This window comes from Caldimonas tepidiphila, assembly GCF_003569765.1.
Taxonomy (GTDB): Bacteria; Pseudomonadota; Gammaproteobacteria; order Burkholderiales; family Burkholderiaceae_C; genus Caldimonas; species Caldimonas tepidiphila.
In genome coordinates this window covers 1-22,877 of sequence record NZ_QXMG01000034.1, presented here as the reverse complement: position 1 = coordinate 22,877, position 22,877 = coordinate 1, and the positions used below count along the sequence as shown (strand labels likewise).

At 70.5% G+C, this 22,877-nt stretch carries 21 protein-coding genes and 1 pseudogene; 10 read left to right on the top strand and 12 right to left on the bottom strand.

Translation table 11 applies throughout. From position 1 onward, the window contains the following. Positions 1-4: 4 nt before the first annotated feature. Positions 5-2,872 (bottom strand): formate dehydrogenase subunit alpha, encoded by a 2,868-nt coding sequence (gene fdhF, locus D3A59_RS17540; RefSeq protein WP_119156600.1) that lies wholly within the window; start codon positions 2,870-2,872, stop codon positions 5-7. After that, positions 2,869-4,602 (bottom strand): NADH-ubiquinone oxidoreductase-F iron-sulfur binding region domain-containing protein, encoded by a 1,734-nt coding sequence (locus D3A59_RS17535; RefSeq protein WP_119156592.1) that lies wholly within the window; start codon positions 4,600-4,602, stop codon positions 2,869-2,871. Before D3A59_RS17535 ends, fdhF begins: the two co-directional genes overlap by 4 nt. 165 nt (positions 4,603-4,767) lie before the next feature. On the opposite strand from D3A59_RS17535, the gene D3A59_RS17530 reads away from it, so the two are divergent. After that, positions 4,768-5,850 carry a substrate-binding domain-containing protein gene (locus D3A59_RS17530; RefSeq protein WP_119156590.1) on the top strand — a complete coding sequence of 361 codons (1,083 nt, stop codon included), beginning with the start codon at positions 4,768-4,770 and terminating at the stop codon, positions 5,848-5,850. A gap of 37 nt (positions 5,851-5,887) precedes the next feature. On the opposite strand, the gene D3A59_RS17525 is transcribed toward D3A59_RS17530, so the two are convergent. The 8 genes and pseudogenes from D3A59_RS17525 to D3A59_RS17490 all read right to left on the bottom strand — a co-directional run bounded on the left by D3A59_RS17525 (position 5,888) and on the right by D3A59_RS17490 (position 13,564). Further along, on the bottom strand, positions 5,888-6,181 hold the full coding sequence (locus D3A59_RS17525; protein WP_119156661.1) for a FixH family protein: 294 nt from the start codon (positions 6,179-6,181) through the stop codon (positions 5,888-5,890). Between the two features lie 29 nt (positions 6,182-6,210). Further along, positions 6,211-7,671, bottom strand: a complete 1,461-nt coding sequence (gene ccoG / locus D3A59_RS17520) for a cytochrome c oxidase accessory protein CcoG (RefSeq protein ID WP_119156588.1) — start codon at positions 7,669-7,671, stop codon at positions 6,211-6,213. Between the two features lie 81 nt (positions 7,672-7,752). Continuing rightward, positions 7,753-8,682, bottom strand: coding sequence for a cytochrome-c oxidase, cbb3-type subunit III (ccoP, locus tag D3A59_RS17515; protein WP_119156586.1), 930 nt, complete (start codon positions 8,680-8,682; stop codon positions 7,753-7,755). Positions 8,683-8,700: 18 nt separating this feature from the next. Further along, entirely contained in the window at positions 8,701-8,838 is a 138-nt protein-coding gene (locus D3A59_RS17510; RefSeq protein ID WP_119156584.1) for a cbb3-type cytochrome oxidase subunit 3, read from the bottom strand. Positions 8,839-8,850: 12 nt separating this feature from the next. After that, on the bottom strand, positions 8,851-9,477 hold the full coding sequence (gene ccoO, locus D3A59_RS17505; RefSeq protein WP_119156582.1) for a cytochrome-c oxidase, cbb3-type subunit II: 627 nt from the start codon (positions 9,475-9,477) through the stop codon (positions 8,851-8,853). Between the two features lie 27 nt (positions 9,478-9,504). Then, positions 9,505-10,953 (bottom strand): cytochrome-c oxidase, cbb3-type subunit I, encoded by a 1,449-nt coding sequence (ccoN, locus tag D3A59_RS17500; protein ID WP_119156580.1) that lies wholly within the window; start codon positions 10,951-10,953, stop codon positions 9,505-9,507. A 131-nt stretch (positions 10,954-11,084) separates the two neighbouring features. Next, positions 11,085-11,219, bottom strand: a pseudogene (ccoS, locus tag D3A59_RS26430) (cbb3-type cytochrome oxidase assembly protein CcoS); the annotation flags it as partial. 8 nt (positions 11,220-11,227) lie between these two features. After that, positions 11,228-13,564 carry a heavy metal translocating P-type ATPase gene (locus D3A59_RS17490; protein WP_119156660.1) on the bottom strand — a complete coding sequence of 779 codons (2,337 nt, stop codon included), beginning with the start codon at positions 13,562-13,564 and terminating at the stop codon, positions 11,228-11,230. A gap of 86 nt (positions 13,565-13,650) precedes the next feature. Here D3A59_RS17490 and D3A59_RS17485 point away from each other — a divergent pair, with 86 nt between their 5' ends. Beyond that, positions 13,651-14,133: a DUF192 domain-containing protein gene (locus D3A59_RS17485; protein WP_119156576.1), complete on the top strand. Its 483-nt coding sequence runs from the start codon at positions 13,651-13,653 to the stop codon at positions 14,131-14,133. Between the two features lie 79 nt (positions 14,134-14,212). On the opposite strand, the gene D3A59_RS17480 is transcribed toward D3A59_RS17485, so the two are convergent. Both D3A59_RS17480 and xseA read right to left on the bottom strand, forming a co-directional pair. Further along, positions 14,213-14,794, bottom strand: coding sequence for a superoxide dismutase (locus D3A59_RS17480; protein WP_119156574.1), 582 nt, complete (start codon positions 14,792-14,794; stop codon positions 14,213-14,215). Positions 14,795-14,850: 56 nt separating this feature from the next. Beyond that, a complete protein-coding gene (xseA, locus tag D3A59_RS17475) occupies positions 14,851-16,191 on the bottom strand; it encodes an exodeoxyribonuclease VII large subunit (RefSeq protein WP_119156572.1) in 1,341 nt (446 codons plus the stop codon). Positions 16,192-16,580: 389 nt separating this feature from the next. Between xseA and D3A59_RS17470 the strand changes: the two genes are divergently transcribed. From D3A59_RS17470 to D3A59_RS17435, 8 genes are all read left to right on the top strand, one after another. Further along, positions 16,581-17,222, top strand: coding sequence for a MotA/TolQ/ExbB proton channel family protein (locus D3A59_RS17470; protein WP_119156571.1), 642 nt, complete (start codon positions 16,581-16,583; stop codon positions 17,220-17,222). A 16-nt stretch (positions 17,223-17,238) separates the two neighbouring features. Continuing rightward, positions 17,239-17,667, top strand: coding sequence for an ExbD/TolR family protein (locus tag D3A59_RS17465; RefSeq protein ID WP_119156659.1), 429 nt, complete (start codon positions 17,239-17,241; stop codon positions 17,665-17,667). Positions 17,668-17,692: 25 nt separating this feature from the next. Beyond that, entirely contained in the window at positions 17,693-18,721 is a 1,029-nt protein-coding gene (gene lpxK / locus D3A59_RS17460; RefSeq protein ID WP_119156569.1) for a tetraacyldisaccharide 4'-kinase, read from the top strand. A 37-nt stretch (positions 18,722-18,758) separates the two neighbouring features. Next, positions 18,759-18,968 carry a Trm112 family protein gene (locus tag D3A59_RS17455; RefSeq protein WP_119156567.1) on the top strand — a complete coding sequence of 70 codons (210 nt, stop codon included), beginning with the start codon at positions 18,759-18,761 and terminating at the stop codon, positions 18,966-18,968. Further along, a complete protein-coding gene (gene kdsB / locus D3A59_RS17450; RefSeq protein ID WP_119156565.1) occupies positions 18,965-19,726 on the top strand; it encodes a 3-deoxy-manno-octulosonate cytidylyltransferase in 762 nt (253 codons plus the stop codon). Before D3A59_RS17455 ends, kdsB begins: the two co-directional genes overlap by 4 nt. A 99-nt stretch (positions 19,727-19,825) precedes the next feature. Beyond that, positions 19,826-20,479: an adenylate kinase gene (gene adk / locus D3A59_RS17445; protein ID WP_119156563.1), complete on the top strand. Its 654-nt coding sequence runs from the start codon at positions 19,826-19,828 to the stop codon at positions 20,477-20,479. Between the two features lie 120 nt (positions 20,480-20,599). Beyond that, positions 20,600-21,358, top strand: a complete 759-nt coding sequence (locus tag D3A59_RS17440) for a 3-hydroxyacyl-CoA dehydrogenase (protein WP_119156562.1) — start codon at positions 20,600-20,602, stop codon at positions 21,356-21,358. 34 nt (positions 21,359-21,392) lie between these two features. Further along, entirely contained in the window at positions 21,393-22,871 is a 1,479-nt protein-coding gene (locus tag D3A59_RS17435) for a gamma-glutamyltransferase family protein (protein WP_336470422.1), read from the top strand. Positions 22,872-22,877: the final 6 nt, after the last annotated feature.

The window sequence follows — 22,877 nt, the reverse complement described above, 5'->3', positions numbered from 1 at the left end:
CGGCTCAGGCCGGCGCCGCCTCCTCCCGCTGCGGCAGCTCGCCGCCACGCCAGGCGCGGATCGCGCAGTACTTGAACTCCGGGATCTTGCCGAAGGGGTCGAGCGCCGGGTTGGTGAGCTTGTTGATCGCCGACTCGCGGTAGCAGAAGGGCACGAAGATCGCGCCGCGCGGCGAGCTGTCGTCGGCGCGCGCGTAGAGCGTCACCTGCCCGCGGCGCGACGCGAGCGTGATCAGCTCGCCCGGCTGCGCGCCCAGCGCCTCGAGGTCCAGCGGGTGCACGAAGGCGACCGGATCGGGCTCGAGCGCGTCGAGCACGCTGGCACGCCGCGTCATGCTGCCGGTGTGCCAGTGCTCCAGCTGCCGCCCGGTGATCAGCACCAGCGGGAACTCGGCGTCGGGCCGCTCGTTCGCGGGAATCACGTCGGCCGGCACGAAGCGCGCGCGGCCCGTGGCGGTCGGGAATGACTCGGTGAACACCACCGGCTGGCCCGGCGCGCCCTCCTCGGGGCAGGGATAGGTCACCGCATCCTCGCGCTGCAGCCGCTCCCAGCTGATGCCGGCGATGCTCGGCATGCTGCGCCGCATCTCGTCAAACACTGCGCCGACGTCCGGGTAGTCCCAGGCGAGCCCGAGCCGCTGCGCCATCTGCTGGATGATCCACAGGTCCTGGCGCGCGTCGCCCGGCGGCGGCACCGCCTGGCGGCCGAGCTGCACCAGCCGGTCGGTGTTCGTGAAGCTGCCGGTCTTCTCGGGGAAGGCGCTCGCGGGCAGCACCACGTCGGCCAGCGCCGCGGTCTCGGTCAGGAAGATGTCCTGCACGACGAGGACGTCGAGCGCGGCCAGCGCCTCGCGGGCGTGGTTCGCGTCGGGGTCGGACATCGCCGGGTTCTCGCCCATGATGTAGAGCCCGCGCACCTCGCGCGCGAGCGCCGCGTCCATCACCTCGACCACGGTCAGGCCGGGCTTGTCGTCGAGCGCGGCGCCCCAGAACCGCTCGAACTTCTCCTTCGCCCCGGGCGCGTCCACGCGCTGGTAGTCGGGGTACATCATCGGGATCAGGCCCGCGTCGGACGCGCCCTGCACGTTGTTCTGGCCGCGCAGCGGGTGCAGCCCGGTGCCGGGGCGGCCGATCTGCCCGGTCATCAGCGCCAGCGCGATCAGGCAGCGCGCGTTGTCGGTGCCGTGCACGTGCTGGCTCACGCCCATGCCCCACAGGATCATCGAGCCCTTCGAGGTGGCGTAGGCACGCGCGACCTCGCGCAGCGTGTCGGCGTCGATGCCGCAGAGCGGCGCCATCGCCTCGGGGCTGTACGCGGCGACATTGGCCTCCAGCTCCTCGAAGCCGATCGTGCGGCTCTCGATGAAGGCCGGGTCGATCAGCCCCTCGTGGACGATCACGTGCATCATCGCGTTGAGCATCGCGACGTCGGTGTCGGGCTTGAAGGCGAGGTGCTTCCACGCCAGCCGCGACAGGTCGGTGCGGCGCGGATCGCAGACGACGAGCTTCGTGCCCCGCTTCACCGCGTTCTTGATCCAGCTCGACGCGACCGGGTGGTTCACGCTCGGGTTCGCGCCGATCACGATCACCACCTCGGCCTTGAGCACGTCCATCACCGGGTTCGACACCGCGCCGGAGCCGATGCCCTCCAGCAGCGCCGCGACCGACGAGGCATGGCACAGCCGCGTGCAGTGGTCGACGTTGTTCGAGCCGAAGCCGGTGCGCACGAGCTTCTGGAACAGGTAGGCCTCCTCGTTGCTTCCCTTGGCCGAGCCGAAGCCGACCAGCGCGCGGCCGCCGTGCGTGTCGCGGATCGCGCGCAGCCGGCCTGCCGCCAGGTCGAGCGCCTCCTCCCAGCTCGCCTCGCGGAAGGTCTCGTGCCAGCGGGCGGGATCGAGCGGCAGGTCAGCGCGCTTCGGCGGCGCGTCGGCGCGGCGGATCAGCGGTTTGGTGAGGCGCTGCGGGTTGTGGATGTAGTCGAAGCCGAAGCGGCCCTTCACGCACAGCCGCCCGTGGTTGGCCGGGCCGTCGCGGCCCTCGACCTGCACGATGCGTTCGTCCTTGACATGGAAGGTGAGCTGGCAGCCGACGCCGCAATAGGGGCAGACCGACTCCACCTTGCGGTCGGGCTCGACGACCGGCGTGCTCAGCGCCACGACCGGCGCGAGCACCCTCTCGAGCGGCGCCGGAAATGCGCCGGCCGCCCGCCCCGCAGGCGAGCGTGCCGCGGTCGCGGACGCCGGCGACAGCGCGCCCGTCGGGCAGGCCTGCACGCACTCGCCGCAGGCGACGCAGGTCGATGCGCCCATCGCGTCGTCCATGTCGAACACGATCTTCTCGTGCGCGCCCCGGTAGGCCAGGCCGATCACGTCGTTGACCTGCTCGTCGCGGCAGGCGCGCACGCAGCGCGTGCACTGGATGCAGGCCGCGAGGTTCACCGCGATCGCGGGGTGCGACAGGTCAGTCGCCGGCTGCACGCGCGCCTCGAAGCGCGGCTCGCCCACGTCCAGTCGCTCGACCCACTGCTGCAACTCGCTGTCGGCACGGCGCGCGGCCGGGGGCACGTCGGACTGCAGCAGCTCGAGCACCATCTTCTGCGCGCTGCGCGCCCGCGGGCTCGCGCTCTGCACCTGCATGCCCGGCGAGGGCTTGCGGCAGCACGAGGGCGCGAGCGTGCGCTCGCCGGCGATCTCGACCACGCAGGCGCGGCAGTTGCCGGCGGGCGTCAGCCCGTCGCCGTGGCACAGGTGCGGGATCTCGACGCCGTGGCGCTGCGCCGCTTCCAGGATGCTCTCGCCGGCCTCGGCCTGCACGGGCTGGCCGTCGAGCGTGAAGTCGATCGCTTCGATTCGGGGGGAAAGGACGGCGTTCATGCGAGGCCCAGCTCCTGCGGGAAGTAACGGATGACGCAATCGACCGGGTTCGGCGCGGCCTGACCGAGGCCGCAGATCGACGCATCGCGCATCACCTGCGACAGCTCGGCAAGCAGCCCGGTGTCCCAGCTCTCGCGCTCGACAAGCGCCCTCGCCTTCGCGGTGCCGACGCGGCAGGGCGTGCACTGGCCGCAGGACTCGTCCTCGAAGAAGCGCATCATGTTGCGCGCGGCGTCGACCGCGCGGTCGCAATGCGTGTCGCTGCTGGAAAGCACCATCACCGCCGCGGAGCCGATGAAGCAGCCGTGGAACTGCAGCGTGTCGAAGTCCAGCGGCGTGTCGGCGAGGCTCGCCGGCAGGATCCCGCCCGACGCGCCGCCCGGCAGGTAGGCATAGAGCTCGTGGCCGTCGAGCATGCCGCCGGCGTACTCGTCGACGAGCTCGCGCAAGGTGATGCCGGCCGGCGCCAAGTGCACGCCCGGCTTCTTCACCCGGCCCGACACCGAGAACGATCGCAGGCCCTTGCGCCCGTTGCGGCCCTGCGCGGCCAGCCACTCGTGGCCGCGCTCGAGGATGTCGCGCACCCAGTACAACGTCTCGAAGTTGTGCGCGAGCGTCGGCCGGCCGAACAGGCCGACCTGCGCCACGTAGGGCGGCCGCAAGCGCGGCATGCCGCGCTTGCCCTCGATCGACTCGATCATCGCGGACTCCTCGCCGCAGATGTAGGCGCCGGCGCCGCGGCGCAGCTCGATCCTCGGCAGCGTCATGCCCGCGGGCGGCTCGGCCTGCAGCCGCGCGAGCTCGCGCTGCAGCAGCGCGCGGCAGCCGTGGTACTCGTCGCGCAGGTAGATCCAGATCGCGTCCACGCCGACCGCCCAGGCCGCGATCAGCATGCCCTCGAGGAAGCGGTGCGGATCGCGCTCGAGGTAATGCCGGTCCTTGAAGGTGCCGGGCTCGCCCTCGTCGATGTTCACCGCCATCAGCCGTGGCGCGGGCTCCGCGCGCACCAGGCGCCACTTGCGCCCCGACGGGAAACCGGCGCCGCCGAGGCCGCGCAGGCCCGAGTCCTCCATCGTGCGCAGCACTGCCTCGACCGGCCGTGCGCCCCGCAGGCACTCGGCCAGCGTGCGGTAGCCGCCCGCGGCACGGTAGGCGTCGAGGTCGACGGCCTCCGGGATCCCGTCGTCGACCTGCCCCGCCGCGACGCAGGCCGCGACCGCCTCGGGCGTCGCGTTCGGCACCGGTCGCTGATGCACCACCGCGACCGGCGCCTGCTCGCAGCGCCCGACGCAGGGGGCCTCGAGCACGCGCACGTCGGCACCGAGCAGCGCCGGCAGCTTCTCCATCAGCGCCTTCGCGCCCGCCATCTCGCAGGACAGGCTGCCGCAGACGCGCACCGTCAGCCGCGGCGGCGCGTCGAAGCCACCCTCGGCGTTCTCGCGCACCACGTCGAAGTGGTGGTAGAAGCTCGCCACCTCGTGGACCTCGGCCTGCGACAGGGACATCAGCTGCGCCAGCGCCGCGAGGTGCGCGGTCGTGAGCCGGCCGAAGCGGTCGTTGAGCGCGTGCAGGTGCTCGATCAGCAGGTCACGCCGCAGCGGGGCGTCGCCGAGCGTCTCGCGCACCTCCCCGAGCGTCGCCGGCTCGACCTGCCGGCCCTTCGGCTGGCGGCGCTTGCGCTCGCGCAGCGCGGCGTCCAGCACCTGCAGCGGGATCACCGCGGTGTTCATCGCGCCACTCCGGCTGCGGGCTTCAAATCGGCTTTCGCATGCATATTGGGTGTCTCCTGCAGGCTTGTGATGTCGGAGAAGCGTAACGACAATGCCGCAGGGAAATATGCAGAACTGCGCATATTCGGCCCTGCCCTGCCTATGCACGGGAAAGAGAAGGACACCATGCTGCGCATCACGATACGCCCCCACTGGGAACTCGTTCCCGAGCGCGAGAACGCGGTCGACACGACCGGCCTGCTCGTGCTGCTCGCCGCGGTGCAGGACACCGGCTCGCTGGCGCAGGCGGCGCGCAGCGTCGGCTGGTCCTACCGGCACGCCTGGGGCCAGGTGAAGCAGGCCGAGGCGCTGTTCGGGCGGCCGCTGATCGACGCCGGCCGCGGGCGCGGCTCGACGCTGACGGAGGTCGGGCTGAAGCTGATCTGGGCCGACCGGCGCATCGCCGCGCGGCTGTCCCCGCTGCTGGAGTCGCTCGCGTCCGAGCTGGAGGGCGAGCTCGAACGCACGCTGGTGCTGGAGGACGCGCGCGCGGTGCTGCGGCTCGACGCGAGCCACGGCTTCGCGGTCGCGGCACTGGTCGAGCAGCTGGAAGCCGGGGGCACCACGGTCGAGCTGCGCTACCGCAACAGCCTGGAGTCGGTCGCGGCCCTGGCGCGCGGCGAATGCGACCTCGCCGGCTTCCACGTGCCGAGCGGCGAGCTCGAGACGCCGGCGCTCGCCCGCTACCTGCGCTGGCTCAAGCCGGCCGAGCACCGGCTGCTGCACCTTGCGCACCGCACGCAGGGCCTCTTCGTGGCGCGCGGCAACCCGAAGCGCATCCGCTCGCTGGCGGACCTGGCGCGCGCCGACGTGCGCTTCGTCAACCGGCCCGAAGGCTCCGGCACGCGCGTGCTGACCGAGCTGCTGCTGGCGCGCCAGGGCCTGTCGCCCCAGCAGGTGGCGGGCTACGACGACACCGAGCTGACCCATGCGGCGGTGGCGGCCTACATCGCCAGCGGCATGGCCGACGCCGGCATCGGCGTGCAGACCGCCGCGACGCGCTTCGGGCTGCACTTCATCCCGCTGCTGCGCGAGCGCTATTTCCTCGCACTGCCGGCCGCCGCGCTCGGACGGCCGCAACTGCAGCCGGCGCTCGCGCTGATGCAGTCCCCGGCGCTGCGCGCGGCGATCGCCGCGCTGGCCGGCTACGACGCGCGCGACACCGGCCGGCTGCTGTCACTGCGCGAGGCCTTCGAGCTCCCCGGCTGACCCAAGGGAGCCGCTCCTGCCCGCCAGGGAATCCCGCTCAGCGGGATTCGGCCGGCGTCGCGGAGTGGTTGCGCGCCTGCAATGCGGGACGGAGCGCTTCCGGCGGCGCGGCAGCCGCCTGCCGTTCCGCCAGGGTCTTGTTGATCTCCAGGCCGCGGCGGTAGTAGTCCTCCGCGACCACGGGATCCGGCTGCCGGATGGCGATCACGGTGGTCGCCACCCCCGCCACGATGACCAGCGACGGGCCGCCCAGCACGAGCCACATCATCGGCTCGCGCCACCACGGTCCGGACTTGGGATCCGATTCGGAACGATTCTTTGCGGCATTCATGAGGTACTGCTCCTTGGTGTGCGGTGCCGTCATCGCGGCACCAGGAAGGTGGACTTCTCGATCACGCGGTGCGAGGGCGTATCGCCCTCGGCACGGCGTTCGATCTCGAAGCGGATCGGATGGGTGCTGCCGGCCAGCGGTGCAGCCGCCTCGGCAGACAGTTGCACGCGCACCGGCACCCGGCGTGCGCCGGCGGGGCCGACTTCGACGACCTCGGCATCCGCGACCTTCAGCCCGGGGATGCCGGCGACGTCGATGCGATAGCGCTGGACGGCCTCGGTCGTGTTCATGATCTGGAGTTGATAGACGTTCTCGATCCGCCCCTCCTCGACGATTCTCGCAAGGGTGCTGCGGTCGCGGATGACGTCCACCTTGAAGGGGCTGCGCTGCGCGACGCTGACCACGAACGCCGCCGAGATCAGCACGAGGATCGCGCCGTAGATCAGCACGCGGGGGCGCAGCGCCCGTCGGAACATCTGCCCGCGGCTCCAGCCCTGCGCCAGTCCGTTCTGGGTGGAGTACCTGACGAGCCCGCGCGCGTAGCCCATCTTGTCCATCACGCCGTCGCAGACGTCGATGCAGGCGGCGCACCCGATGCACTCGTACTGCAGGCCCTTGCGGATGTCGATGCCGGTCGGGCAGACCTGCACGCACAAGGTGCAGTCGATGCAGGCGCCGAGCCCGAGCTGCTTCGGGTCGGCCTTGCGGCTGCGCGAACCCCGCGGCTCCCCCCGGGCTTCGTCATAGGTGATGATCATCGTGTCCTTGTCGAACATCGCGCTCTGGAAGCGCGCGTAGGGACACATGTACTTGCAGACCTGCTCCCGCAGGTAGCCGGCATTGCCGTAGGTGGCGAAGCCGTAGAACAGCACCCAGAAGGTCTCCCAGGGACCGAAGCCGAGACCCAGCGCTTCGGCGGCGAGGGTATGGATCGGGGTGAAGTAGCCGACGAAGGTGAAGCCGGTCCACAGGCCGATCAGGATCCAGACCAGCTGCTTGGCGCCCTTGCGCAGGAGCTTGTCGAGGTCCCAGCGGCGCTGGTCGAGTTTCATGCGTGCCGCACGATCCCCTTCGATCCTGCGCTCGACCCAGCCATAGATTTCGGTGTAGACGGTCTGCGGGCAGGCGTAGCCGCACCACAGTCGCCCCGCCACTGCCGTGAAGAAGAACAGGCCGAGTGCCGACAGCACCAACAGGCCCGTCAGGTAGATGAAGTCCTGCGGGTACAGGACGAGATTGAAGATATAGAAGCGGCGCGCCCCGAGGTCGAACAGCACGGCCTGCCGGCCGTTCCATTCGAGCCAGGGCAGCCCGTAGAAAACCAGCTGGGTGAGCCACACCAGGGCCCAGCGCCAGCGGGTGAACCAGCCGGAGACGGCCCGGGCGTAGATCCTGGGCTGGGCCTGGTAGAGCGAGACCGTCCTGACGCCCTCTCCCGCATCAGGCGCAGGAGGGGGCGAGTCGGACAGTCGGGGGCCGGGTGAATTCATGCTGTGATCGCCGCTGAGGAACACCGGATACGGAGATCAGGCCCCCAGGGATACAGGGGCGGCGTGTCGCCGCCCCGCTGCTCACTTGGAGGAGCCGGCCTGGGCAGTCTGCGTCGTGTTGGACAGGTTCCACACATAGGCCGCGAGCACGTGGATCTGCGGCTCGGTCAGCTTGTGCGCATGCGCGGGCATCATGTTGTTCTTGCCGTTCGTGATGACGCTCACGATGGCCTGCTCGCCCCAGCCGTGCAGCCACACCTTGTCGGTGAGGTTGGGGGCCCCCATCGCCTGGTTGCCCTTGCCGTCGGCGCCGTGGCATGCCGCGCACGCCGCGAACTTCGGCTTGCCGAGTTGCGCCGCGATCGAGTTGTGCGCGCTGCCCGAGAGGCTCAGCACGTAGTGGGCGAGGTTGCGCACGTCCTCGGCCGAGCCGACGGCCGCCGCCATCGGGGGCATCACGCCGGTGCGGCCGTTCGCGATCGTCTGCTTGATGGTCTCGTGCTCGCCGCCGTAGAGCCAGTCGCCGTCGGTCAGGTTCGGGAAGCCCTTGCTGCCGCGTGCATCGGAGCCGTGGCACTGCGCGCAGTTGTTGACGAACAGCCGCTCGCCGATACCCATCGCCTGGGAGTCCAGGGCGAGTTGCGCGGCGTCCTTGGACGTGAACTGGGCGTACAGCGGCTCCAGCTGGACCTTTGCCTTCTCGACTTCGGCGTTGTACTGGCCGACCTGCGACCAGCCCCACTTGCCTTGATAGACGCCCAGGCCGGGATACAGGACGAGGTAGACCGCGGAGAACACGATCGTGATGATGAACAGCCACATCCACCAGCGCGGCAGCGGGTTGTTCAGTTCCTGCAGGTTGCCGTCCCAGACGTGCCCGGTGGTGTTGTCCTCGGCGGACATGACCGTGCGGCGGCTGGCGACGACCAGCACGAACACGCAGAACGCCATGCCGGCGATGGTGATGGCGGCGATGAAGATCGCCCACCCGCTGCTGAAGAAGTCACTCATGGTTCCTCCTCCTCCTTCTTATTCAGACTGGAAGGGCAACTGGGCCGCTTCCTCGAAATTGCCTTGATTCCGCCGTGAGTAGGCCCAGGCGCAGATGCCCAGGAAGCACAGCAGCGCGAGCACCGTGACGATGGAGCGGAAGTCGTTGACGTCCATGACGAGCGCTCCTTACTTCACTGCGGTGCCGAGCACCTGCAGGTAGGCGATCACGGCCTCCATCTCGGTCTTGCCCTTGACCTCGTCGGCGGCCTTGGCGATCTCCTCGTCGGTGTAGGGGACGCCCACCTTGCGCAGCGCGGCCATCTTCGGCGCGATCTCGGCCGGGTTGAGCGCGGCGTTGACCAGCCAGGGATACGAAGGCATGTTCGACTCGGGCACCAGATCACGCGGGTTGATCAGGTGGATGCGATGCCATTCGTCGCTGTACTTGCCGCCGACGCGGTGCAGGTCCGGACCCGTGCGCTTGGAGCCCCACTGGAAGGGGTGGTCGTAGACGAACTCGCCAGCCACCGAGTAGTGGCCGTAGCGCAGCGTCTCGGCGCGGAAGGGACGGATCATCTGCGAGTGGCAGTTGTAGCAGCCTTCGCGGATGTAGACGTCACGCCCGGCGAGCTGCAGCGCGCTGTAGGGCTTGAGGCCCGTCACCGCCTCGGTCGTCGACTTCTGGAAGAACAGCGGCACGATTTCCACCAGACCGCCGAAGAGGATGACCACCAGGATCAGGGCGATCATCAGGAAGTTGTTGGTCTCGATGGTCTCGTGCGAGAAACCACCGGACTTCTTTTGCTCAGCCATGTCGGATTCCTTTCAACTGCAGGGGCTTCAGGCGTGGGCTGCAGCAGCCGGGATGGCGGCGGCCGCCGGCTTGCCCCGCATCGCCGTCATCACCATGTTCCAGGCCATGATCACCATGCCGGTCAGGTAGAGGGCGCCACCGGCCAGGCGGATCACGTAGAACGGATAGGAGGCCTTCACGCTCTCGACGAAGCTGTAGGCGAGGGTGCCGTCGGCGTTGACCGCGCGCCACATCAGGCCCTGCATCACTCCGGCGATCCACATCGCGGCGATGTAGAGCACGATGCCGATGGTGGCGACCCAGAAGTGGAGTTCGATGGCCTTGACGCTGTACATCGTCTTCTGGCCGAACAGGCGCGGCAGCAGGTAGTAGAGCGAGCCCATCGAGATCAGGCCCACCCAGCCCAGCGCGCCGGAGTGCACGTGGCCGACGGTCCAGTCGGTGTAGTGCGACAGCGCGTTGACGGTCTTGATGGCCATCATCGGGCCCTCGAAGGTGCTCATGCCGTAGAACGACAGCGACACGATCAGGAACTTCAGGATCGGGTCGTCACGCAGCTTGTGCCAGGCACCGGACAGCGTCATGATGCCGTTGATCATGCCGCCCCAGCTCGGCGCGAGCAGGATCAGCGAGAACAGCATGCCCACGCTCTGCGTCCAGTCGGGCAGCGCGGTGTAGTGCAGGTGGTGCGGACCCGCCCACATGTAGGTGAAGATCAGAGCCCAGAAGTGCACGATCGACAGGCGGTACGAGTACACCGGGCGCTCGGCCTGCTTCGGAACGAAGTAGTACATCATCCCGAGGAAGCCTGCGGTCAGGAAGAAGCCCACCGCGTTGTGGCCGTACCACCACTGCACCATGGCGTCCTGCACGCCAGCGTAGGCGGAGTAGCTCTTGAGGCCGCTGACCGGCACGGCCGCGCTGTTGACGATGTGCAGCAGCGCGACGGCCAGGATGAAGGCGCCGTAGAACCAGTTCGCGACGTAGATGTGGCGCACCTTGCGGATGCCGACGGTGCCGAAGAACACCACCGCATAGGCAACCCACACCGCGGCGATCAGGATGTCGATCGGCCACTCCAGCTCGGCGTATTCCTTGCCGCTGGTGAAGCCCAGCGGCAGCGAAACGACTGCGGACAGGATGACGGCTTGCCAACCCCAGAAGGTGAAGGCAGCGAGCTTGTCGGAGATGAGGCGCACCTGGCAGGTCCGCTGGACCACGTAGTAGCTGGTCGCGAACAGTGCGCAGCCGCCGAACGCGAAGATCACCGCGTTGGTGTGCAGCGGACGCAGGCGCCCGTAGCTCAGCCAGGGGATGCCGTTGATCAGCTCGGGGAAGGCCAGCTGAGCGGCGACCACGACGCCGACCAGCATGCCGATCACGCCCCAGATCACGGCCATCACCGCGAACTGGCGCACGACCGTGTCGTTGTAGTTCGCAGCCCGCGCGGCTGCGAACGTTGATGTCGAACTCATGGCACCTCTCTCCAAAATAAGGTCTTGAAATGACGTCGGAATTATTCGGGCGGCTACCGAAGACCCACTTGAGGCGTGTCAACGGATGGGGAAACCCGTAGGTCTATACGGGGAGACCCGGAGGGCGGCAGGTCGTCGAGCAGGATGCGCTCGCCCTCCCTCTCGATGTTCTCGAACTGGCCGGAATGGAGTGCCCACCAGAACAGGCCGATGATCAGGAACACCAGCACCACCGACAGCGGAATCAGCAGGTAGAGAATGTCCATCGTCGTGTTCAGGCGGGTTGGGGGCGGCTTGCATCGCCGGGAAGGTCTCGCGACGCCTCGCGATCCGCGCCGCCGGAGCGGGCGAGCCGGGTGGCGTTGAGCACGACGAACAGCGAGCTGCCCGCCATGCCCAGCCCCGCCAGCCAGGGCGGCATCCAGCCGACGAGCGCGAGCGGGATCGACACCGCGTTGTAGAGGGCCGACCAGGCGAGGTTCTGCCGGATGATGCGCAGCGTGCGCACGGCCAGCGCGCGCGCCTCGACGATGTCGCCGAGCCGGCCGCTCAGCACCGTGAAGTCGGAGCGCGCCTGGGTCAGCGGCGCGCCCTGCCCCATCGCGAACGACACGTCGGCCTTGGCGAGCACCGGCCCGTCGTTGAGCCCGTCGCCCACCATCACCACCCGCAGGCCCGCCTGCTGAGCCAGCGTGACCGCCGCGAGCTTGTCCTCCGGACTGGCGCCAGCCTGCACGTCCTGCACGCCGAGCTCGTCCCCCACCACGCGGGCCGCGGCCGGCCGGTCGCCCGACAGCAGCTTGACCTTCACGCCCTGGGCCTGCAGCGCCGCCAGTGCCGCGCGGGCATCCGGCCTCAGGCTCTCGACGAAGCCGAAACGCGCCACCGTCACGCCGTCGCAGCTCAACCAGGCTTGCGGCGCATCGGCCTGCATCCGGCGATGTCCGTCCACGGGCTTGCCCAGCTGCCACAGGCGTCCTTGCGCGTCGCGGCCCTCGAGCCCCTGGCCGGCCACTTCCCGCACCTCGCTCCAGGCGGCGGCGGCGCCCGAAGGTGCGGCCTCGCGCAGGGCGCGCGACACCGGATGCAGCGACAGCGCCGCCAGCGAGCCGGCATGGGCCAGCACCGCCTCGCGGGACCAGCCGGCCACCGGCTCCACCTCCGCCAGCGCGAGCCGGTCCTGGGTCACGGTGCCGGTCTTGTCGAAGACGAACAGGTCGGCCTGCGCGAGCGCCTCCAGCGCCTGGAGCCGCTGCACCAGGATGCCCCGCCGCGCCAGCGTACCGGTGGCCGCCAGCAACGCCGAGGGCGTGGCGAGCGAGATGGCGCAGGGGCAGGTGACGATCAGCACCGCGACCGCCACCCACACGCTGCGCGACGGATCGATGAAGCTCCAGGCGAGCGCCGAGCCGGCCGCCGCGATCAGCACGCCCCACAGGAAGGGCACGGCGACCCGGTCGGCCAGCCGGGCGAGCTCGGGCCGGTCGAGCGAGGCCCGCTCCATCAGGCTGACGATGCGTGCGTAGCGGGTGTCGTCGCCGACCCTGTCGACCCGCATCACCACCGGCGCAGAGAGATTGAAGCTGCCGGCGACCACCGCGTGGCCCGGCGAGCGCAGCACCGACCGGGACTCGCCGGTCAGCAGGGCCTCGTCCACCTGCGCGCTGCCCTCGAGCAGCGTGCCGTCGGCCGGGAAGGCCTGGCCGGCACGCACGCGCACCCGGTCGCCCACGCTCAGCCGCCGCAGCGACACGGCCTCGACCGTGCCGTCCTCGCGCAGCCGGTCGACCGTCTCGGGCAGACGCCGCATCAGGCCCTCGAGCGCCCCCGCGGCCCTGCCGCGCGCCTTCAGCTCCAGGTGCCGGCCGCACAGCAGGAAGAACACGAACATCGTCAGCGAGTCGAAATAGACCTCGTGACCGAAGATGCCGCCCGGGTCGAAGGTGGCGCCGGTGCTGGCGACGAAGGTGACGACGATGCCGATGCTCACCGGCACGTCCATGCCGATGCGGCGCGCCCGGAGATGGGCCAGGGCCCCCTTGAAGAACGGGCCGGCGGCGAACAGCACCACCGGGATCGACAGCAGCCAGCTCGCCCATTGCAGCAGCTGCCAGATGTCGCCCGTCATGTCGCCCGGCGTCGAGTAGTAGGTCGGCACCGCGTACATCATCACCTGCATCATGCAGAAGCCCGCGACGAAGAGGCGCCACAGCGAGCGGCGCTGCTCCGCGCGCCGCGCCGCCTCGGCCTGCACCGACAGCGCCGGATAGGCCCGGTAGCCGGCCTTCTCGACCGCCTCGACCAGGGCCGAGGCCCGGGTGCGCCGCGGGTCCCAGCGGACATGGGCCCGCCTCGTGGCCGGCAGCACCTCGGCCGACAGCACGCCCGGCAGTCCCTGCAGCGCCTGCTCGATCGTGATCGAGCAGGCCGCGCAGTACATGCCCTCGATCGCGAACACCGAGTCGCCCGTGCGCGCACCGCCCTCGCCTTCACTCCAGCGGGTGAAGGTATCGAGTTCGGCCGGATCGTCGAGAACGGCGGCGTCGCCGGGAGATGGCAACGCGCCGCCCACGCCGGCCGGGCTCGGCGACAATGTTTCAGCAGGGTGCATCAGCAGGAGCCGCCCGGGGCGGTACGGCAAACGGGCGCCGTGCGAAGCACAGTCATCTCAACCCTTGCCGAGTGTGAATCTACGAAATGCCTCCGACCCAGGCCATGACATATGTCAAGACCGCCGCGTTTGCGGTCCTGAGCGCGGCGCTCTCGCTGTGCGGGCTGCCGACTCTTGCCCAGGACGCGGCCCAGAAGCTGCCCACCGTGAAGCTGAATGCCGGGCTCCACGTCATCGAGGCGGAGGTGGCGCGCACGCCCGAGGAGCGCGCGATCGGGCTCATGCATCGCAAGGAAATGCCGGCCAACCACGGGATGCTGTTCGTCTTCGAACAACCGGCGACGCAGTGCTTCTGGATGAAGAACACGCTGCTGCCCTTGTCGATCGCCTTCCTGGCGGACGACGGGACGGTGGTGAACGTGGCCGACATGAAGCCGCAGAGCCTGGATTCCCACTGCTCCAAGGCACCGGTGCGGCTCGCGCTGGAAATGAACAAGGGCTGGTTCGAACGGCGCGGCATCCGCGAAGGCAGCCGCCTGAGCGGGCCCGGTTTCACGCCGGCCCGCTAGGACCCGCCGGCACGATCAGCAGGAAAAGAAAAAAGCCGGCCCTCGCGGGCCGGCTTTTCGGTTCGGGCGGAAAAACCGCTCAGGCGAAATTCGCTTCCGCGAATTCCCAGTTGACCAGATTGTTCAGGAAGGTCTCGACGAACTTCGGGCGCAGGTTGCGGTAGTCCACGTAGTACGCGTGCTCCCACACGTCCACCGTCAGCAGGGGCTTGTCGGCGGTGGTCAGCGGCGTGGCGGCGTTGCTGGTGTTGACGATGTCCACCGAGCCGTCCGACTTCTTGACCAGCCAGGTCCAGCCGGAGCCGAAGTTGCCGACGGCCGACTTCGAGAAGGCTTCCTTGAAGGCCGCGTAGCTGCCGAACTTGGCGTTGATCGCGTCGGCCAGCGCCCCCTTGGGCTCGCCGCCGCCGTTGGGCTTCATGCAGTTCCAGAAGAAGGTGTGATTCCACACCTGCGCCGCGTTGTTGAAAACGCCGCCGCTGGACTTCTTGATGATGTCCTCCAGGCCGAGCGATTCGAACTCGGTGCCCTTGATGAGGTTGTTGAGGTTCACCACGTAAGCGTTGTGATGCTTGCCGTAGTGGTACTCGAAGGTTTCCTTGCTCATGTGGGGCGCGAGTGCGTCCATCGCATAGGGCAGCGGGGGCAGGGTATGTTCCATCGTGTCGATTCCTTTCAAGGTGCGCATCGTAGGCCGCGGCGATTTTAGGCAGAGCTTCACATTTCTGCTGGCGGCGCCAGCGGTGCCGGCGGGGTCTCCACCGCGTCGACCGTCGCCTGCAGGCGCCCGTCGGCCAGCACCGCGACCAGCGACTGGCCGGGTTGCAGCCCCTTGACGGATGACAGGCCGCGACCCGCGGGATCTTCCAGGTAGGCATAACCGCGCTGCAGCACCCGGGCCGGGTTGACGCTCGTCAGCCGCGACTCCAGGGCCTGCAGCCGCCGGGCCTCCTCGCGGCAGCGGGCCGGCGCCGCGCGCTGCAGCCGTTCCCCCGCCTGTCTCAGCCGCTGAGCCGCGAGCGCCTGGCGCTGGCGCACCGAGGCGGCGAGCCGCTGCTCGAGCAGGCTCAGGCGCCCCCGCAGGGCCTGCACGCGTTGCGACGGGCGCGACAGCCTCAGCGACAGCTGGTCCAGCCGCTGCGCGTCCCGGTCGAGCCGGCGCTGGACGCCGCGCTGCATCGCCTGCGCCACCGCGCCCAGCGCCGCGAGGCTGTCGTCCCGACGAGGCGCCGACAGTTCGGCGGCGGCAGTCGGCGTCGGTGCGCGCAGGTCGGCCACGAAGTCGCAGATGCTGAAGTCGGTCTCGTGCCCGACCCCGCAGACCACGGGCAGCGGGCAGGCGGCCACCGCGCGCGCCACGCGCTCGTCGTTGAAGGCCCACAGGTCCTCGAGCGAGCCGCCACCGCGGCACAGGATCAGCGCGTCGACCTCGGCCCGCTCGCCCGCCAAGCGCAGCGCCCGCACCAGCGCCTCCGGCGCCTCCGGCCCCTGCACCAGCGAGGGATAGACCACCACGCCGACATGCGGCGCGCGGCGCGCGAGCGCGGTCAGCACGTCGTGCAGCGCCGCCGCGTGCAAGGAGGTCACGATCCCGAGACGCCGCGGAAACGCCGGCAGCCGCCGCTTGCGCCCCGGATCGAACAGCCCCTCCGCCTCCAGCCGCGCCTTCAGGCGCAGGAACTGCTCGAACAAGGCGCCCTGCCCGGCCGGCCGCATCGCCTCCGCCACCAGTTGCAGGTCGCCCCGTGCGTTGTAGACGGTCAGGCGGCCGCGCACCTCGACGAGCATGCCCTCGCGGGGCTGGAAGTCCAGCAGCGAGGCCGCGCGGCGGAACATCGCGCCGCGGATCAGGGCGGGCTCGGCGGCCTCGTCGTCCTTCAGCGCGAAATAGCAGTGCCCGCTCGGCGCCCGCGTGAAGCTCGACAGCTCGCCGCGCACCGTGCAGGCGGCGAAGCGGGCGGCCAGCGCATCGGCCACCGCCTGCAGCAAGGCGGACACAGACCAAACCAGCCGTCCCTGTCCCGGGACGGCTTCGCCCCTCGAGCCAAGGGGGCCCATCAGCGCGCTCCCGGGGCAGGGAGCATGCCCGTCCGAGGCGAGAACTCCACAAGCCGGCGCATCCGGGACTTGCGTGCGAGTGCTGCTGTCACGCTCTCGTAATGCGGTGCAAGTGCTTGATTTGTCACTGCTTTTTGATGCTTAAGTTTGCGGCAAAATGTTCAAAGCCGCATGAAATGGGGCTTCGCGGGCAGTCGAGGGGGGTTTACCCACAAAGTTATCCACAGGAAAAGTGGATGAGTGGGGGCTTGACAAGCCGGCACGAAGCCACCGGTCGCGCGCCCCCGGGCAAGCGTGAACTTGTGTCGAGGAAGCGGGGTGCGGCAGTTCCCGTGCCCGTGCTTGCGGCGATAATGCGCGGCTGTCTTGAACGCTCTCGAGGACCGGATTTGCTTTCGATCATACAAGCCGCTGGCTGGCCGATCTGGCCGCTGATTCTGTGTTCGGTGGCTGCGCTGGCCCTCGTGATCGAGCGCTTCGCCAGCCTGCGCGCGGTGCGCGTGGCGCCCCCCAACCTCGTCGAGGAGGTGGTGACGGTGACACGCACCGGCCTGCCCTCGCCGGACGTCGTGAACAAGCTCGCGCAGAACTCGCTGATGGGCGACGTGCTCGCCTCCGGCATGCGCGCCCTGCTCGCCGAGCCGGGTCTCAGCGAGGACAAGCTGCGCGGCGCCTTCGAATCCGCGGGCCGCAGCGCCGTGCACCGCATGGAGCGCTACCTCAACGCGCTGGGCACCATCGCTGCCGTCGCACCGCTGCTGGGCCTGCTCGGCACCGTCGTCGGCATGATCGAGATCTTCAACGCGCACGGTGGCGGAGTCGGCACGCCCGGCGTCGCGGGCGATCCGCAGCAGCTCGCCCACGGCATCTCGGTCGCGCTCTACAACACCGCCTTCGGGCTGATCGTCGCGATCCCGGCGCTGACCTTCCACCGCTACTTCCGCCGCCGCATCGAGAGCTTCACGCTCGACCTCGAGCAGGCGGCCGAGCGGATGGCGTCGCACCTGCTGCGCTACACCCACGTCCGTTGAGGCGCGCGCGATGGCGATGAACTTCCGCAAGCGGCCGGTCGACGAGCCGGAGATCAACCTGATCCCCTTCATCGACGTGCTGCTGGTGATCCTGATCTTCCTGATGCTGACGACGACCTACTCGCGCTTCACGGAGCTGAAGGTGAACCTGCCGGTGGCCGACTCGGACGCGGCGCGCAACCGGCCGCGCGAGATCGTCGTGTCGGTGTCGGCGGAGGGGCAGTACGCGGTCAACCGCAAGCCGGTCGACGGACGCCACGTGGAGTTGCTGGCCGGCGAGATGGCCGCTGCGGCCGACGGCCACAACGACATGATGGTGATCATCTCCGCCGACGCGACGGCCGCCCACCAGAGCGTGATCAACGTGATGGACGCCGCGCGCCGCGCCGGGCTCAGCCAGCTGACCTTCGCGACCCGGACGCAGGGCGGCGAGGGCGGGCGCTGAGACGACAGCCTCGCCGCCCGCCCGCTTGAGCCCCCCCTCCCCCCGCCCGACGCCGACCCAGCGGCTGCAGGCCGCCTGGCTGCGACGCGGCCCGCTGGCCGTCGCGCTGCTGCCGGTGGCAGGCGTCTACGGGCTGCTGCACGCGCTGCGCACCGTGCTCTACCGGGCAGGCCTGCTGAAGCGGCATCGCCTGCCGGTGCCGGTCGTCGTCGTCGGCAACGTGATCGCCGGCGGCGCCGGCAAGACGCCGACGGCGATGGCCCTGGTGAGGCATCTGCGCCGGACGGGCTGGCACCCGGGCATCGTCTCGCGGGGGCACGGCGGCCGGGCCGAAGGCACGCGCCCGGTCGGCGCCGCGAGCGACCCGGCGGACTGCGGCGACGAGCCGGTGCTGATGGCCCTGCGCACCGGCGTGCCGGTGCAGGTCGGACGGGACCGGGTGGCCGCCGCGCGGGCGCTGCTCGCCGCGCACCCGGAGATCGACGTGCTGGTCTGCGACGACGGCCTGCAGCACCTGCGCCTGGCGCGCGACCTCGAGGTGCTGGTGTTCGACGAGCGCGGCGCCGGCAACGGCTGGCCGCTGCCGGCGGGCCCCTTGCGCGAGAGTGCCGGCCGGCGTGCCGACCTGCTGCTCTACAACGCGCCCGCCCCCTCCACTCCCCGGCCGGGATTCCTGGCCTGCCGCGCAGTGGGGCCGGCCGTGCCGCTCGCCAACTGGCGCGCAGGCCGCACCGACGGGATGCCGCTGGCGGACCTGCGGGGGCGCCGACTGATGGCGGCGGCAGGCATCGCGCACCCGCGCCGCTTCTTCTCGATGCTCGCCGCGCAGGGCCTGGAGTTCGAGCCCTGCCCGCTGCCGGACCATCACCGCTACGCCGCGCTGCCCTGGGCCGGCCGGGACTTCGAGGCCGTGCTCGTCACGGAGAAGGATGCGGTCAAGCTGCGCCCCGGCCCCGGCAACGAGCCGGTGCGGGTCGTGACGCTAGACTTCGAGCCCGAGCCCGGCTTCTTCGCCGCCCTCGACTCCCGGCTCGAGAAGCTGCGCCGGCGCTGATTCCCGCCACCCCGATTTCCCACGCAGGACCCCTCCCATGGATACCCGTTTGCTCGAATTGCTGGTCTGCCCGGTGTGCAAGGGCCCGCTCGAACACCACCGCGACGCGCAGGAGCTGGTCTGCCGCGCCGACCGGCTCGCCTTCCCGGTGCACGACGGCATCCCGGTGATGCTCGAATCGGCGGCCCGGGTCGTTCCCGAGCCCGAGGAGCCGAAGCCGGCGCTGTCGCTGCCGCCCGCGCCATGAGCTTCACCGTCCTGATCCCGGCGCGGCTCGCCTCGACGCGGCTGCCCCGCAAGCCGCTGGCCGACCTCGCCGGCAAGCCGATGGTGGTGCGCGTCGCCGAGCGTGCGCAGCGCAGCGCCGCCCGTGCGGTGGTCGTCGCCACCGACGAGGCGGAGATCGTCGCGGCCTGCGCCGCGCACGGCGTGCAGGCGGTGCTGACGCGTGCCGACCATGCCACCGGCAGCGACCGGCTCGCCGAGGCCTGCGAGCAGCTCGGCCTCGACGGCCGCGACCTGGTCGTCAACGTGCAGGGCGACGAGCCCTTGATCGACCCGGCGCTGATCGACGCCTGTGCCGAAGTGTTGCAATTAAGCAACGATTGCGTCATGAGCACGGCCGCGCACGAGCTGCGGGAGGTCGAGGAGTTCACCAACCCGAACGTCGTCAAGGTCGTCCTCGATGGCGCGTCGCGGGCGCTGTACTTCTCGCGCGCACCGCTGCCCTGGTGGCGCGACGGCTTCGCCGGCGGCGTGCATAGCCTCCCCTCGCCGGCCCCGCTGCGACACATCGGCATCTACGGCTATCACGCGGGCTTCCTGCGCCGCTTCCCGACGCTGCCGCCCAGCCCACTCGAGACGGTCGAATCGCTCGAGCAGCTGCGTGTGCTCTGGCACGGCGAACGCATCGCGGTGCATGTCACGCAGAACGCGCCCGGCCCCGGCGTCGATACCCCGGAGGATCTCGAGCGCGTGAGGGCCATGCTCCACAGCGGGGCGTAAGCTGACGAGAGGAAACTGCATGCTATCCTCGGCCGTAACAAAAACACGCCGGTCTGAGACAGCTCCCTGACACGGTGCTCCATCTGTATAAGGAACTCCATGCGATTGATTCTCCTGGGCGCGCCCGGCGCCGGTAAAGGTACGCAAGCAGCCTTCATCTGCCAGAAATACGGCATTCCGCAGATCTCCACCGGTGACATGCTGCGTGCCGCCGTGAAGGCCGGCACCCCGCTGGGCGTCGAGGCCAAGAAGGTGATGGACGCCGGCGGCCTCGTCAGCGACGACATCATCATCGGGCTGGTGAAGGAGCGCATCGCCCAGCCGGACTGTGCCCAGGGCTTCCTGTTCGACGGCTTCCCGCGCACGATCCCGCAGGCCGAGGCCATGCGCAGCGCCGGCGTCAAGCTCGACCTGGTGCTCGAGATCGACGTGCCGGACGAGGCGATCATCGAGCGCATGAGCGGCCGCCGCGTGCACGTGGCATCGGGCCGCACCTACCACGTCAAGTACAACCCGCCGAAGCTCGAGGGCCGGGACGACGTGACGGGCGAGGAGCTGATCCAGCGCGAGGACGACAAGGAAGAGACGGTGCGCAAGCGCCTGCAGGTCTACCAGAGCCAGACCCGCCCGCTCGTCGACTACTACTCGCAGTGGGCCGCCACCGGCGACGCCCAGGCTCCGCGCTACCGCAAGATCAGCGGCGTGGGCAGCGTCGACGAGATCACCGCGCGCGCGCTCGAGGCGCTCGCCTGAGCCCTTCGTCCCCGCGACACGACAAGCCGCTCGCCGAGCGGCTTTCTTTTGCCCGAGAATTGACGTTGACGTAAACGTCAAGACGAACGATCCACACACCACCTAAGAGGAGCACAAGACATGGACATCCAGGGCAAGGTCTTCATCGTCACCGGCGGCGCATCGGGGCTCGGCGAGGGCACGGCGCGCATGCTCGCGCGCGAGGGCGGCAAGGTCGTCGTGGCCGACCTGCAGGCCGAGAAGGGCGAGGCGCTCGCGGCGGAGCTCGGCGGCGCCTTCGTGCGCTGCGACGTGTCCTCGGAGGACGACGGCCGCGCCGCGGTCGCGCGCGCCTGCGAGCTCGGCAAGCTCGTCGGCCTCGTCAACTGCGCCGGCATCGCGCCGGCAGCCAAAACGGTCGGCAAGGACGGCGCGCATGCGCTCGCGCTCTACACCAAGGTCCTGACCGTCAACCTGATCGGCACCTTCAACATGATCCGCCTCGCCGCCGAGGCGATGTGCCGCAACGAGCCCGAGCCGACCGGCGAGCGCGGCGTGCTGATCTCGACCGCGAGCGTCGCCGCCTACGACGGGCAGATCGGCCAGGCTGCCTACTCCGCGTCCAAGGGTGGCGTGGTCGGCATGACGCTGCCGATCGCGCGCGACCTAGCGCGCAACGGCATCCGCAACATGACGATCGCGCCGGGCATCTTCGGCACGCCGATGCTGTTCGGCATGCCGCAGGAGGTGCAGGATGCGCTCGCCGCGAGCGTGCCCTTCCCGAGCCGGCTCGGCACGCCGGCCGACTACGCGAAGCTCGTGCACCAGATCATCACCAACGACATGCTCAACGGCGAGGTGATCCGCCTCGACGGCGCGATCCGGCTGCCGCCGAAGTGAGCCGAGCGCCGGCGGCAGCCGGCACGCGATGTGCATGCTGCCGCTGCCGATGAAGCCCCTGCACGCCTTCCCTGCCTCGCCTCCCCGCGGCCACGGCCGCGCCGCAACGCGGCTGCTCGCGATCGCGTCGTTGGCGCTCGGGCTGCTCGCCTGCGCCCCCCTCGCCCCGCCGCCCGCGCTGCGCGCCGACCAGCCCGAGTTGGCGACGGCCGCCGTCGCGCAGGCCGGCTGGAGCGGGACACGCCACGCCGTGGCCGCGGCGCACCCGCTCGCCGCGGAGGCGGGAGAGCGGCTGCTGCGCGCGGGCGGCAGCGCGCTCGACGCGGCGATCGGCGCGCAGATGGTGCTGGCGCTGGTCGAGCCGCAGTCGAGCGGCATCGGCGGCGGCGGCTTCCTGATGCACTGGGACGGACGGCGGGTGCAGGCCTACGACGGCCGCGAGACCGCCCCGGCGGCGGCCGACGAGCGCCTGTTCCTGGACGCCGCCGGCCGCCCGCTGCCCTTCGCCGAGGCAGTGGTCGGCGGCCGCTCGGTCGGCGTGCCCGGCCTCGTGCGCATGCTCGAACTCGCGCACCGCCAGCACGGCCGGCTGCCCTGGGGCGCCCTGTTCGAGCCGGCGATCGGGCTGGCCGAGCAGGGCTTCGAGATCGGCCCGCGGCTGCACCGGCAACTGCAGGACGACCCCCACCTGCGGCAGGACCCGCTCGCGCGCCGCTTCTACTACCGCCCGGACGGCAGCGCCCTGCCGGCGGGCACGCGCCTGCGCAACCCCGAGCTCGCCGCGATCCTGCGCCGCATCGCCCGCGAAGGCAGCAGCGCACTGCACACGGGCGAGGTGGCGCAGGCGATCGTGCGCGCGGTGCGGGAGCACCCCCGCCATCCGGGGACGCTGACGCTCGCCGACCTCGCCGGCTACCGCCCGCTGGAGCGCGAGCCCCTGTGCCATGACTGGCAGGCCTGGCGGCTGTGCGGCATGCCGCCGCCCTCCTCCGGCGCGATCGCGATCGGGCAGATCCTCGGCCTGCTCGCGCACCGGCCCGCGGGGCAAGCGCTGCAAGCGGGCCTGCCGACGCCGCAACTGCTGCACGACTACAGCGAGGCCGCCCGGCTCGCCTTCGCCGACCGCGCGCTCTACGTGGCCGATCCCGACTTCGTGCCGGCGCCCGCCGGCGACTGGCGCTCGCTGCTTGCGCCGGCCTATCTCGCCGAGCGCGCCCGACTCATCGGCGAGAAGGCGATGGGCCGGGCCCCGGCCGGCACGCCCGGTAGCGCGGCCGAGCGCACCGCGCTCGCGCCCGACTCGAGTCCGGAACTGCCCGCCACCACCCACATCTCTGTGATCGACGCCGCAGGACGCGCGGTCGCGCTGACGAGTTCGATCGAGGCGCAGTTCGGCGCGCGGCTGATGGTCGGCACCGGCGCGGGCCGCGCCGGCGGCTTCCTGCTGAACAACCAGCTCACGGGGCTTTGTTGCACAAATGGCAGCGAGGGCGCCGGGCGGGGCGTGGCTTGACAGCGC

Excerpts from the sequence above, each read along its gene's own strand:
- D3A59_RS17525 (WP_119156661.1), bottom strand. The coding sequence starts at position 6,181 with ATGAATGCCGCAAAGAATCGTTCCGAATCGGATCCCAAGTCCGGACCG.
- D3A59_RS17480 (WP_119156574.1), bottom strand. The coding sequence starts at position 14,794 with ATGGAACATACCCTGCCCCCGCTGCCCTATGCGATGGACGCACTCGCG.
- D3A59_RS17435 (WP_336470422.1), top strand. The coding sequence starts at position 21,393 with ATGCTGCCGCTGCCGATGAAGCCCCTGCACGCCTTCCCTGCCTCGCCT.
- xseA (WP_119156572.1), bottom strand. The coding sequence starts at position 16,191 with ATGGGCCCCCTTGGCTCGAGGGGCGAAGCCGTCCCGGGACAGGGACGG.
- fdhF (WP_119156600.1), bottom strand. The coding sequence starts at position 2,872 with ATGAACGCCGTCCTTTCCCCCCGAATCGAAGCGATCGACTTCACGCTC.
- D3A59_RS17530 (WP_119156590.1), top strand. The coding sequence starts at position 4,768 with ATGCTGCGCATCACGATACGCCCCCACTGGGAACTCGTTCCCGAGCGC.
- D3A59_RS17455 (WP_119156567.1), top strand. The coding sequence starts at position 18,759 with ATGGATACCCGTTTGCTCGAATTGCTGGTCTGCCCGGTGTGCAAGGGC.
- D3A59_RS17440 (WP_119156562.1), top strand. The coding sequence starts at position 20,600 with ATGGACATCCAGGGCAAGGTCTTCATCGTCACCGGCGGCGCATCGGGG.
- ccoN (WP_119156580.1), bottom strand. The coding sequence starts at position 10,953 with ATGAGTTCGACATCAACGTTCGCAGCCGCGCGGGCTGCGAACTACAAC.
- ccoG (WP_119156588.1), bottom strand. The coding sequence starts at position 7,671 with ATGAATTCACCCGGCCCCCGACTGTCCGACTCGCCCCCTCCTGCGCCT.
- ccoO (WP_119156582.1), bottom strand. The coding sequence starts at position 9,477 with ATGGCTGAGCAAAAGAAGTCCGGTGGTTTCTCGCACGAGACCATCGAG.
- D3A59_RS17485 (WP_119156576.1), top strand. The coding sequence starts at position 13,651 with ATGCCTCCGACCCAGGCCATGACATATGTCAAGACCGCCGCGTTTGCG.
- D3A59_RS17510 (WP_119156584.1), bottom strand. The coding sequence starts at position 8,838 with ATGGACGTCAACGACTTCCGCTCCATCGTCACGGTGCTCGCGCTGCTG.
- kdsB (WP_119156565.1), top strand. The coding sequence starts at position 18,965 with ATGAGCTTCACCGTCCTGATCCCGGCGCGGCTCGCCTCGACGCGGCTG.
- D3A59_RS17535 (WP_119156592.1), bottom strand. The coding sequence starts at position 4,602 with ATGAACACCGCGGTGATCCCGCTGCAGGTGCTGGACGCCGCGCTGCGC.
- ccoP (WP_119156586.1), bottom strand. The coding sequence starts at position 8,682 with ATGAGTGACTTCTTCAGCAGCGGGTGGGCGATCTTCATCGCCGCCATC.
- adk (WP_119156563.1), top strand. The coding sequence starts at position 19,826 with ATGCGATTGATTCTCCTGGGCGCGCCCGGCGCCGGTAAAGGTACGCAA.
- D3A59_RS17465 (WP_119156659.1), top strand. The coding sequence starts at position 17,239 with ATGAACTTCCGCAAGCGGCCGGTCGACGAGCCGGAGATCAACCTGATC.
- D3A59_RS17490 (WP_119156660.1), bottom strand. The coding sequence starts at position 13,564 with ATGCACCCTGCTGAAACATTGTCGCCGAGCCCGGCCGGCGTGGGCGGC.